Source organism: Vibrio sp. ArtGut-C1, assembly GCF_002105475.1.
GTDB classification, from domain to species: domain Bacteria; phylum Pseudomonadota; class Gammaproteobacteria; order Enterobacterales; family Vibrionaceae; genus Vibrio; species Vibrio diabolicus.
The window spans coordinates 1-12,343 of the sequence record NZ_NCTH01000017.1 but is presented as its reverse complement, the minus strand read 5'-3'; the positions used below and the strand labels follow the sequence as shown (position 1 = coordinate 12,343).

The following is a 12,343-nucleotide window of genomic DNA, read 5'->3' as shown; positions in this document are numbered from 1 at the left end:
GTCATTTACCTGTCAGCATGTAGCCGTGGTGACGTATGGTCTTAATGGTAGCGGTATGGATATGAGCCTTAGAGAATTTCTTCCTTAGTGAGGATATACGCATATCAATCGAACGATCAGTAATACAGTATTCAATACCTCTGGCAAGACGGCAACATGATTCACGAGATACTGGCTTATCGACATTCAGCATCAGGAGCTCTAAAATCTCAAACTCAGAACTCGTCAAACCAATATCTTTTTGCAAATAAAATGCTTGGGAACGACGAAGACAAAGGCTAATGCCATATCGGCTCAGCTTTTCTTCTTCAACGGTATCAACTTGACGACGATAGCGACGCAACGCCGCTTCAATACGGGCGAGAAGGATGTTGCCTTTTATCGGTTTGGTAAGGTAATCATCAGCACCGAACTTAAATAAGCTCACCTCGCTCATTTCATCATCGGTTGCAGTCAAAACAATGATAATCCCATGATAAAATTTACGTGCCTCTTGGCATATTTCTGCGCCATTTTTTCCTGGTAACATCAAATCTAACAGCACTAGGTCCGGCTTGAGTTCCTTAATCGTTTCTAATGCATTTTGACCGTTGTCGATAACAGTTACTGTATAGCCTTCGGCTTCGAGGTACATTTTGGTTAATCGAGCAATCTCAGAGTCGTCTTCTACCAGTAAGATTGTATTGCCCACCATGAATCATTTACTCCACCAATATGATGGAGGGAGTATATCGCTCGTCCTATACTGCGCAACCCACTTAAATGATAATTTTAATAAAAAGCAGGCTTACATACGCTTACAAACTATACATATACGATAATCCTAATCATTCTACGCCCCTAAAACCATGCAATAACCTGATGTTTTATTCATTAGCAGAATATAGCTTCACATAAAAAATAAAGTTCGGAATAAAAATCTACTATATTTTTAAATATATCGAATGATAGTCCTTACCAAAAAACAATATCAATATATATGACTCGATTTGCTTATATAGACAGGACTTTATGTTGCTTCTAAGTTTCTTGCTCTAATAAAGTCTACGAGTAACATGAAATGAGATATTCCCAATTAACACCTTTAGCCATATTTTGCGCTATAAGTCTAACTGCTTGCGGCGGCAGTGAATCTAATTCGAAACCATCAACAACGACACCTCCAACACCACCAGCGCCAACATTGAGCACTGTCACAATCCCAACTGTCGTTTCTACAGAGCTTCCAACCAAGTTAAAAGTGGCTGCTGATGCGGGCTTCACCCACTATGTGAAAATCTCCCTTTCTGAAGCAAATAACAATGATACATTTCACATTGTGGCTGTTGATGACGGTGCGAATAATGAAAAAATCTTTCGTGCAGCCAAAATCATCCAACACCTTCTCACAAACCAACCAGACTCTAAGTACGGCGCTGACAAGTCTCGTATCGCTAAGACATTAGCCGAGCGTGATGCCACACTAATGCTGACCGAAAACGACGAACAGAATGATGAGATGCTAACCAAAATCTTCATCAACGAACTGATTCGCCAAGACAAACTGAACGATGCAGTGACAAACTCGGGCTTAGCACACTCTTTTGATACGAGTTCTCTAGAAAAGTTTGTTGTAAGCATGATGGTACTTAACGAAGAAGATATGGATACACTTGTCACATCTATCGTGGCAACATTAGTAAATAGTAAAGAAACACCAAACTGGCTAAGGAACAGCCAATCTCTGATGTATCGAGAACTGACAGTTGAAGGCGATTGCCATTACATGAGTAATTTTGCCGATTACTGTGCCAATCTTGGTAAAAAAGCCGAACGAGACGCCGCTTTTGAAGAAATTTTACACTTGGTCCAAGCGCAAGGTATTGCACCTAACACGGGGACTGCGGCACTGCAAAATGACATTCAAGCTCATGCGTTAAAAATCTATAACGATATTCAAGCGGGCAAACCGACGGTGTGGCGCCCAACTCAGTATGACTGGGACGATTGGAAATCGGACGACTTCGATCCTGAAAGTGTTAAACAAACGGGCCCTTCATATTCTCACGAATACTTTGCTGCCGCTTTTGAAGCTTACATGGGTGTAGCAAAAGCAAACGGACAAGGTTTAGATGGCTACCAAGCGTTAACACGTGAAGAAATGCAAACTCAAGATCCACAAGCCGTTGATTGGATCAGCGGCTTATTCCACGGATACTTGCAATACACCGCGAACATCGACTCTGCGGGCGTCAAACTTTACACAGAAAAGACAAATCCAGGCACAGTGCCTACCTTCCGTATGGCTCCCAACAAAGACGGCTTGATAGAAGCATACACCTACAAATCTCAGTGGCTGACAAGAGTGAAGATCATTGGCGACGACGCAATGAATGTGATCGGTAATGACCAAAACAATACCTTTGAAGGCAACAGCAAAGACAACAGCATTTATGGTGAAGGTGGTATCAACACCTATATCGTGCCACACAAACTGGCAGAATGTACTGTTATCAAAGCAAAGAGCGTTTCTGTTAAGTGCCCGAGTACAGGCACTGACGAATTGTACGACATTCAAAAGATCCAATTCACCGACCAAATCTTAGATGTAACCGAGCTATAAACGATGAAAAACATGAAGAAACTTACTCTATTCGCTCCCCTACTCCTTGTAGGTTGTGGTGGCCTAGCCGTCATGGATCGTACTGATGCCGTAAAAGCACAACCAGAAATGCTGATCAAAACCGACGGAGATTTTTGGGGGTTCGGTGCAGATGGCCATTTTGATTTTGCTGGTAAGTACAAGGGCAACTATTCACGCAGTGCTTCTAACTCAAGTTGGTTTAACCATATCTCTTTCAAAGAAGGTACGATGGGCGCAGAAGTTACTCGTATCGACAACGGGGAAACTTGGCTTTTGAACTGCACTGGAGGCGGTATGTCGGTTAACTACATGGGCGTCGATTTTGGTGGGAATGATCCTTACACCTGTGACATTACTCAAGATGGTAAAAAAGTCGGTGAGTTTGCGATGGAGCCAAAATCCGCTCTCATCGACATCAGCTTTGAGAAAAAAGAGACAGGCGTGGTGCGTATCGGCAGCACCCACTTTAATGTAGAAACCGTACATACTAGTCCAGACGCCATGATGGCGGTAGACATTCCATTGGGTTATAGCTTTAAGGAAGGCACACAAGAAATTGCCGCTGTACAGACGAACGGTACCATTGCGGTACAGATGCTCCCAGAACTTAGTGAACAAAAAAAGGATGTGATTGCCATCGGCGCTGTTGCAAGTGCACTAAGCTGGCGCCCTAAGAAATAGCCATTACATTAAACAACACCACACAAAAAAATAATAAAGCCCTCTACCTTGAGGGCTTTTATTGCTTGTTTTCATAAAGACAAGTGAAGCATTACTTTTCTAATCTTCCCGCATACTGCTTGGGCGTTAATCCACGATGCTTCTTAAACATACGATTGAAGCTCGCCACATTGGTGTAACCAAGGCGCATGGCTATGTCATCAATACTCACGCGCTTACTCAATAACCCAGCCGCAACATTACTCAATACATAGCCGGATACCATCGAGAAGTTGAGGCCTAATTTGTGCAAACGACGTTGAAACTGCTGTTCAGATAAATCAAGCAGAGAAGAAACGCGCTCTAACGTTGGCAATCCATAATGACTGCTGTAGTTCACCACTTCATAAATCACTTTCAACTCATCTTCTGGGTCGGGCATATTAAGCAAATCATCCAAATCGGAAAAACTCATCGCTAGACGGCTGTCCTCGCGATGGCTCACTTGGCGGGAAGCTAATCGGTCATCTCCCGGGATCCATATTTCTGTTTTTGGCTGACTCCATTCCACCTCGCAGCCGAAATATTCTCGGTATGGTTCAGTATTTTTTCTCGACCCTGAAACCTTCACGCGCAAAGGCTGATAGTCTTTACCAAGAAATTCGCGTAGCACTTTAATCATAAATACCGCACAGCGGATACTATCGTGCACCTTTACTGACGTTTCTATAAACGGATTGTGGTAAGTCCATTTGATGATTTTGCCCGACTGTTCGCCAGCAAAAAACGCCCCAGATTGTAAGTTACTCGCACCATAATTAACGCGTCGAATCGCGCTGGCTAAATCATTCCCAGAAAATAGCCAGCGTCCCACAGGCCCAAGCTTTTGCAGTTCAATACCTCGGCTGAGACTCAAAACCACATCTGGATCACTACTGGCTTGTTCAACACAACGATACCATTCTGCGACGGCTTTTAGCGGGATCAGTGTCATTGGGTTGTGAAATACCGACGACGGAATCCCCAGTTCATCCGAGCCCAAATTATATTTAGATAACGCGAGGTTATGCATGTTTAGAATGCCCATCGCGCGAATAAATCGAACCGTCTTCATTACCAATCACATCAAATTTAACCCTCTATTGATTGAATCTGTCACAAAGAAAGACCTAAATCAAATCCAGATCACAATACGCCAACCGTTTGATAGAGGAGTGTTTAATGAGTTTACTGAGTGTCCCATTTGTCGGAACTGGTGCAGATACAGCGTTACATGTTGTCGCTGCTGTCGTTTTAATCGCGAGTGTCGCGGGCGCGTGTTACGGCTTTTGGAAAATCCATGAGTTGCCAATTAATAAGGCGCACAGCAAAGACCATCATCAGATAGGGCTCATCACTGCGCTCACCTGGATTGGGTTTGTCTGGCACTGGGTTTGGGTGCTAGCTGTGATCTTTGCATTCGTTGATATGGAAAAAGCCATCATCAATCTGCGTGATACATGGAGAAGTAAACCGCAAACAGAAACACAGCCAAAAGAGGAAGCGTAATGTTAGAAGGTTTAGCGGTATGGGCTCTCTTCATCTATCTGCTGCGTTTGGTTGGCATGCCTTGGAACAAAGCAACCAAATCGTTCGCTTATCTTGGCGGTTTGAGTTGGCTAATGTTCGTATGGGTAGGTTTGATTAACTTCACCCCGATGGATTTATCCGGTGGTTCTGTCGTGCAGTCACCACACATCCAATTGCGTCCAGATTCAACCAATGTAAAAGGTAAAGTTGACCACATTTACATTACGCCGAATCAGCAAGTTAAAGAAGGTCAGCTCATTTATGAACTTGACCCAACGCAATACGAAATCGCATTAAATCAGGCGAACGTATCCGCCGATTCTGCACGAGTCGCATTAGCTACGGCAAAAGGCGACATCGAGATTGAAGAAGCGAATCATCAAGCATTGGTGCAAGATCTAGAAACATCAAAGAGCCAATTGGAAGCGGCGAAAGTTGACTACAAATTGCAGAAAAAGATGCTAGATCGTTATGTTGAGCAAAACCGAGTGGTGCAAAACACCATCACGGAAAGCGACATCGACAAACAATCGAGTGCGGTTGATATGGCACGTCACAACGTGTTAACCCTTGAGTCTCAAATTAAGAAGAAACAAGTCGATATTTCCCGTGCAAAACTGGCGATTCATAAAGCAGAGCTCGCAGTTGAAACGAAACAAGCCGAACTGCGCCAAGCTGAAGAGCAAATTGCAAAAGCGCAATGGGATTTGAACAGCACCAAAGTTCATGCCCCAACAGATGGCTTTGTCACCAACTTTATCCTGCGTGAAGGTCAGCGTGTTTCGATGATGCCACGTATTAATATGTACACCAACGAGAAGTACGTGCTGATGCGAGTCAACCACCAGGCGATTCGTAACATCAAACCGGGTCAACCTGCGGAATTCTCCTCGTCCGTTTACCCAGGCAAGATCTTCTCAGCGACCGTCGAAGGCATTGTTGAAGCAACAGGTGAGTCACAAGGTAATCTGCTGGGTTTCGATGATTCTGTGCGTGTCACCACTGGAAAGAATTTACAGAACAAACACCACTTTGTTCGTCTTAAGATTGATGAGCCAGAAGGCTACGACGTTCCTGTTGGCTCTGTTGGCCTCGCATGGGTCAGCGGTGAAAAACCGATAGGCTTCATGGCCTTCTTGGATGTGATTCGCGGGATCATCATTCGAATGAAGTCTCAGCTGTACTTCTTCTACTCCATCTAAACTCACAAACCGCCAGTTTCGCTGGCGGTTTTTTCATTTGTATCCAAACACATCCTTTTCCCGTATAACAATTAGTTAGTAAACAGCGGAGAAGATTCATGTCGGCAAAGGAAAGAAGCCTACCTACCCATCGTATCTCAAGGTTCAGCAAGTTCGCTTCACTTGCTACCCGTGTCGCAGGCAATGTGATTGCAGAAGGCACGAAACAAATCGCCAAAGGCAATAAACCAAAAGCGAAAGACCTATTGCTGACGCCGCAAAACATCGCGCGTTTAACCGACCAACTTGCTCACCTACGTGGCGCTGCAATGAAGCTTGGTCAAATGCTCTCAATGGATGCTGGTGATGTTTTAGAACCTGAACTTGCCGATATTCTTTCCCGTCTTCGTTCCGACGCAGACCCAATGCCTGCAAAACAACTCAACGCAGTAATGGAAAGTTCGCTTGGAACGAATTGGAAAGCTGAGTTTCTATCATTTAACTTCAAACCAATCGCCAGTGCATCAATAGGACAAGTGCACCAAGCCTACAGCGATGCGGGCGATAACCTAGCCGTCAAAGTGCAATATCCGGGCATACGGAAAAGTATTGATAGCGACGTCGATAATGTCGGTACACTGCTCAAGGTCGTTGGGTTGATTCCCGAGTCTGTCGACTACAAAGGATTGCTCGAAGAAGCGAAAAAGCAGCTACATGATGAAGCCGATTACGCACGAGAGGCGCAATTTGCCATTCGTTATCATGACGCTTTGAAGGAGCACCCTCATTTTGTCGTGCCGAAGATTCATACTGAAAGTTGCTCAGACTCCGTTCTCGCCATGGAGTTTATTGACGGCGTACCCATTGAACACATCGAACATTATGATCAAAGTACGCGAGATTTTGTCATGCACAGTTTGCTCGAATTGCTGTTCAGAGAGCTGTTCGAATTCAAGATGGTGCAAACCGACCCTAACTTCGCCAATTACTTGTACATTGAAAGTACTCGCCAAATCGGCTTGTTAGATTTCGGTGCAACTCGCGAATACAGCGAACGATTCAGTGCCGGCTATCGCAAAGCCTTTGCGTCCGTCATGAATAATGACGAACAAGGCTTGAATGACGCGCTTGAGCAAATTGGCTTCTTCAGCCAAACCATCTTACCTGATCAGCGCCAAGCGATTCTCGATTTAGTAAAAATGGCATGTGAACCCATGTTAGTTGATGAGCCATATGATTTTAAAGCCAGTGGCTTAGCGCAAAAACTTCGCGAAGCTGGCACTATTTTGAGCATGGAACAAGAGTACTGGCATACCCCACCTGCCGATGCCCTATTTTTACATCGTAAAATTGGTGGAATGTATTTGCTCGCAGCGAGAATTGGCGCAAAAGTGAACATTCGCCAATTGGTACAGCCATATCTCACTATCAACAGCGAATAGCCTATTGTTTTTCTGTTACTTTCAAGTACCTTGAGCAAGGTTAAGATGCATAGTTGTGCATCTCAATAACATGCCATACTTCCATAAAACAAATTAACTATCGGGGTACTCGGTGAGCAAGTTTCAAGATCTCTCCACTCTAATCCAGCAAATTGGCCAAGCCGAAGAAGCGGATCAAGTCGCAACGCTCAATGAATCTATTGAAGCGGGTCTCGAACCTGGCGCAGTCGCCCTAATTCTGGAAGCCTTTCCAATCGATGATCGTGTTCGCTTATGGCGAGCTTTGCCACTAGAACTGCATATCGACGTGTTAACGGAAATGCGTGCCGACGTACGTTTTTCTATCATCAATGCATTATCTGAAGTCGAGCTAAAACTCACCCTCGCTAAACTTGATAACTTATCGCTGATCGAATGGGCGGATTCGTTGCCTGAGTCGATCATCAACGAAGCGCTCGCGTTGATCGAAAAAGATGAGTTAGAGCTTTACGATCAGGCAAACGAATATGAAGATGAAGAACTCGGCCACTGGGCTGAGCGTAAAATCATCACCCTGCCCTTTAATATTACGATTGGAACGGCTAAGCAGTTAATGGAGCGCTATAGCTACGACACGCCTCAACAGGTCTACCTGATCAACCGTAATAAACAGTATCGAGGGACAGTCAATTACTACGAAATTTTACGTAGTGATCCTGATACTCGCTTGAAAACACTCGTTATTGAAGCGGTGACGGTGCTAGACAGTAAGATGATGCTTCCCGAAGCGGTAGAAGCATTAGAGCACAGCACGCTGCCCGCTCTGCCTGTGACTGATGCAGACCAAACTCTGATTGGTGAAGTCGATTGGCAATTTGCATTACGTACGCAACGTGAAATCTACGAAGCGCGCTTAATGGCCGGTACTGGTATGGATGAAGGCGATGACTTGTTTGCGCCAGTATTAAAAAGCTCACAAAAACGCGGCGTGTGGCTGGGCATCAATTTGCTGACTGCAATTTTAGCGTCTGTCACTATCGGGCTATTTGAAGACGTGATTGCTCAAGTGGTGGCTTTGGCCGTACTAATGCCAATTGTTGCATCGATGGGTGGCATTGCAGGCAGCCAAACGCTGACTCTAATGGTTCGTGCGATGGCGCTTAATCAGATTACCCCAGGTAACCGATTCAAATTCTTAAAAAATGAGCTGGGTATTGGCTCACTGAACGGCATTGCTTGGGCGCTAATCATCGGCGGGTTAGCCGGATTGTGGTTCCAATCGCCAGTTTTAGGTGGAACCATCGCGCTGGCCATTATCGTCAACATTATTACCGCTGCTTTATTTGGCGTATTGATACCCATTATTTTGGATAAGTTTAAATTGGACCCTGCTTTGGCTGGCTCGGTGATTCTAACAACAGTGACAGATGTGGTTGGTTTTTTCGCCTTTTTAGGGACGGCGAGTTTAGTCATGCTCTAAAAAGTCCACTGTTTATTAATCAATCATTAGCATAATAGAGTCAAATTGCATAACGCAGTTGCAAATTGCAAACAAACTCAAACTTTAAGCAACGCATGTCACAGAAACTACGTATTTTAGGGCATATTAAAGTTGGCACAGTAACTGCATTATATAAATCGACCCTTCTTAAGCCGAGGGTCACCTAGCCAACTGACGTTGTTAGTGAACTTGATTTTGTTCACATGTATATAAGCCAATCGCACTCTTTGCGGTTGGCTATTTTTTTATGTGGCTATTGCTCTCTTATCCTCTGACCGAGCTCGGTTGTACTTTTCTTGCCCACAACAGATTGTTTACTGTTTATAAAATTCAAATATTCGCCCACTAAACCATTAGAAATGCCAGCTTCAACAAAAACAAATCACCTACATAAAATAAAACCAAGAAAACACACCCCAAAAAAAGAACAAATGACGTCCAAACCAAAAATCTCATCATGAAATCGTTTTCTTTTCATAGAAATCGACTGAACAATCCAGAGTTATAGATAAATTTAATCCATAAAAACAAATAGCAATTCAAAACATTCATTTCACATAGAAAACCTGTCTATAAATCATAGAAAATACGTAAAAATAAACTTTTCACTTTTAGAACTTAAAAACCAAACAATTGTTATTAAAAGAAAAAACAGACACCAAAAATCAAGCAAACGTTTAAATTGCAATTTTATCATTGACTATTAAATTTACATCACGATAATACGCGCCGTTTGCCTGAAAACCAGGTGCTATAATTTAATATTTCAATGTGCGGAGGTAATAATGGCTGGAGACAATAACTACAGTCTTGGACCAGTTCCCAACACGGCCAGAAAAGGCGTGGCGTCACTAACCATGGTGATGTTAGGACTCACTTTTTTCTCCGCAAGTATGTGGACAGGGGGTTCTCTCGGTACTGGGCTCTCCTTTAATGATTTTTTCCTCGCTGTTCTCATCGGTAACCTAATCCTCGGTATTTACACTTCTTTCCTCGGTTACATCGGCGCTTCTACTGGTCTCTCTACTCACCTTCTTGCTCGTTTCTCTTTTGGTTCTAAAGGATCTTGGCTTCCTTCTGCTCTTCTTGGTGGTACTCAAGTTGGGTGGTTTGGAGTTGGTGTCGCGATGTTTGCGATTCCGGTGCATAAAGCAACGGGCATCGATACCAATACATTGATCCTCGTTTCCGGTTTGCTCATGACCGCGACCGTTTACTTTGGCATCTCAGCACTGATGGTGTTGTCAGCAATTGCCGTTCCTGCCATTGCGCTACTTGGCGGCTACTCTGTCATCGAGGCAGTAAATAGCGTTGGCGGTATTAGCGAACTACAACAGGTTCAACCAACCGAGCCACTCGATTTTTCAATAGCTCTCGCGATGGTTGTCGGCTCTTTTGTCAGTGCTGGTACATTAACGGCAGATTTCGTGCGCTTTGGCAAAAAGCCGCGCAGCGCTGTGATGATCACAATGGTGGCATTTTTCATCGGTAACTCGTTAATGTTTATCTTTGGCGCGGCAGGTGCGTCGGTGACTGGTCAATCAGACATATCTGAAGTGATGATTGCGCAAGGTTTATTGATTCCTGCCATCATCGTACTTGGGTTAAACATTTGGACGACTAACGACAACGCGCTCTACGCATCGGGTCTTGGATTTTCCAACATCACAGGCTTACCAAGTAAATACATCTCGATGGCGAACGGGCTTGTTGGCACACTTTGCGCTCTCTGGCTCTACAATAACTTTGTTGGCTGGCTGACCTTCCTATCGTTGGCAATTCCACCGATTGGCGGCGTGATCATCGCTGACTTCTTCACGAACCGTAAGCGCTACGCAAACTTTGAAGCCGCCCAGTTCCAAAGCGTAAACTGGGCTGGCATTATCGCTGTAGCGATTGGCGTTGGTGCGGGACACTTCCTTCCTGGCGTAGTACCGATTAACGCTGTACTTGGCGGCGCAATTAGCTTCCTAATTCTTAATCCTATTCTTAACAAAAAAGCACTGGCTATACAGCCAGCGTAAGGAACCATCATGACAACACTACTGATCAAAAACGTAACGCTAAAAGGACAAGAAGGTCTGCAGCAAATTTTGATTGAAGATGGTCAATTCAAGCGCATTGAAAGCAACGATGTGGAGCTTAATCATAACGGTGACACCATCGATGCTGAAGGCGGCATGGCGGTGGCGCCTTTCTGCGAGCCACACATTCACCTAGATACAACGCAAACCGCTGGCGAGCCAAGCTGGAACATCTCTGGCACATTGTTTGAGGGTATTGAACGTTGGGCTGAGCGCAAAGAAATGCTGTCGATTGAAGACGTGAAAACGCGCGCAAAACAAACCTTAAAATGGCAGATCGCAAACGGTGTACAACACGTTCGTACTCACGTCGATGTTTCAGACCCTACCCTAATTGCCCTAAAAGCGATGGTAGAAGTGCGTGAAGAGATGAAAGAGTGGGTAGATATCCAAGTCGTCGCCTTCCCGCAGGAAGGTATTCTCTCTTACCCAAATGGCAAAGAGCTGCTAGAAGAAGCCGTCAAATTAGGGGCGGACGTTATTGGCGCGATTCCACACTTTGAATTCACACGCGAATATGGCATTGAATCACTGCACTACGTATTCGAGTTAGCGCAAAAATACGACCGCCTGATCGACGTGCATTGTGATGAAATCGATGACGAACAATCTCGCTTCGTTGAAACACTGGCAGCATTAGCGCACAAGTTTGATATGGGGAATAAAGTCACGGCCAGTCACACCACAGCGATGGGTTCCTACAACGGTGCATACGCATCTCGCCTGTTCCGTTTATTACGCATGTCCGGTATCAACTTCGTGGCAAATCCATTGGTGAACATTCACTTACAAGGCCGTTTTGATGATTACCCAAAACGTCGCGGCGTAACACGAGTGAAAGAGATGCTGAATGCCAACATCAACGTCTGCTTTGGACACGATGATGTATTTGACCCTTGGTACCCACTAGGCACTGCAAACATGCTGCAAGTGCTGCATATGGGTCTGCACGTGTGTCAGTTGATGGGTTACGACCAAATCAACAACTCACTGGATCTGATCAGCACCAATTCAGCACGTACACTGAACATTCAAGACAAGCACGGCATTGAAACAGGTAAGCCAGGTAGTTTACTGATTCTTCCTGCAGAAAATGTTTTTGACGCAGTACGTCGCCAAGTGCCGGTTCGCTACTCTGTTCGTCACGGTAAAGTCATTGCAGAGACACAGCCTGCGACGACTCATATTCATCTTGAACAAGCAGAGCAAGTGGAGCTATGCTGATTTCTGGTGTATGGAAGAGAAGGGAAGTTGCGGTGTAATCTGTTGATGTAGTTCTCGCCAGAACAATTAACAGAAAGGTA

10 protein-coding genes are annotated in these 12,343 nt (G+C 44.7%); 8 read left to right on the top strand and 2 right to left on the bottom strand.

Annotated elements, in window-relative coordinates; genetic code table 11:
• Position 1 precedes the first annotated feature (1 nt).
• Positions 2-694, bottom strand: a complete 693-nt coding sequence (locus B7360_RS14990) for a response regulator transcription factor (protein ID WP_005396371.1) — start codon at positions 692-694, stop codon at positions 2-4.
• A 366-nt stretch (positions 695-1,060) separates the two neighbouring features.
• Here B7360_RS14990 and B7360_RS14985 point away from each other — a divergent pair, with 366 nt between their 5' ends.
• Together B7360_RS14985 and B7360_RS14980 are read left to right on the top strand one after the other, a co-directional pair.
• The gene (locus B7360_RS14985; protein WP_085343892.1) at positions 1,061-2,602 is read left to right on the top strand and encodes a hypothetical protein; all 1,542 of its coding nucleotides are present in this window, start codon (positions 1,061-1,063) and stop codon (positions 2,600-2,602) included.
• 12 nt (positions 2,603-2,614) lie between these two features.
• Positions 2,615-3,304, top strand: coding sequence for a hypothetical protein (locus tag B7360_RS14980; protein WP_085343918.1), 690 nt, complete (start codon positions 2,615-2,617; stop codon positions 3,302-3,304).
• Positions 3,305-3,395: 91 nt separating this feature from the next.
• Here B7360_RS14980 and B7360_RS14975 read toward each other — a convergent pair whose 3' ends face one another.
• Positions 3,396-4,397, bottom strand: a complete 1,002-nt coding sequence (locus B7360_RS14975) for an AraC family transcriptional regulator (protein WP_006741180.1) — start codon at positions 4,395-4,397, stop codon at positions 3,396-3,398.
• 107 nt (positions 4,398-4,504) lie between these two features.
• On the opposite strand from B7360_RS14975, the gene B7360_RS14970 reads away from it, so the two are divergent.
• The 6 genes from B7360_RS14970 (at position 4,505) to B7360_RS14945 (ending at position 12,263) form a co-directional block, all read left to right on the top strand.
• Complete coding sequence (locus B7360_RS14970) at positions 4,505-4,831, top strand: MFS transporter (protein ID WP_046875867.1); 327 nt, start codon at positions 4,505-4,507, stop codon at positions 4,829-4,831.
• Positions 4,831-6,054 (top strand): HlyD family secretion protein, encoded by a 1,224-nt coding sequence (locus B7360_RS14965; RefSeq protein ID WP_085343891.1) that lies wholly within the window; start codon positions 4,831-4,833, stop codon positions 6,052-6,054. The genes B7360_RS14970 and B7360_RS14965 overlap by 1 nt, the downstream gene beginning before the upstream one ends.
• A gap of 98 nt (positions 6,055-6,152) precedes the next feature.
• Positions 6,153-7,475, top strand: a complete 1,323-nt coding sequence (locus B7360_RS14960; RefSeq protein ID WP_085343890.1) for an AarF/ABC1/UbiB kinase family protein — start codon at positions 6,153-6,155, stop codon at positions 7,473-7,475.
• A 112-nt stretch (positions 7,476-7,587) separates the two neighbouring features.
• Entirely contained in the window at positions 7,588-8,934 is a 1,347-nt protein-coding gene (locus B7360_RS14955) for a magnesium transporter (protein ID WP_085343889.1), read from the top strand.
• An 806-nt stretch (positions 8,935-9,740) separates the two neighbouring features.
• Positions 9,741-10,979, top strand: coding sequence for a cytosine permease (gene codB / locus B7360_RS14950; RefSeq protein ID WP_085343888.1), 1,239 nt, complete (start codon positions 9,741-9,743; stop codon positions 10,977-10,979).
• Positions 10,980-10,988: 9 nt separating this feature from the next.
• Complete coding sequence (locus B7360_RS14945; protein WP_085343887.1) at positions 10,989-12,263, top strand: cytosine deaminase; 1,275 nt, start codon at positions 10,989-10,991, stop codon at positions 12,261-12,263.
• Positions 12,264-12,343 lie beyond the last annotated feature (80 nt).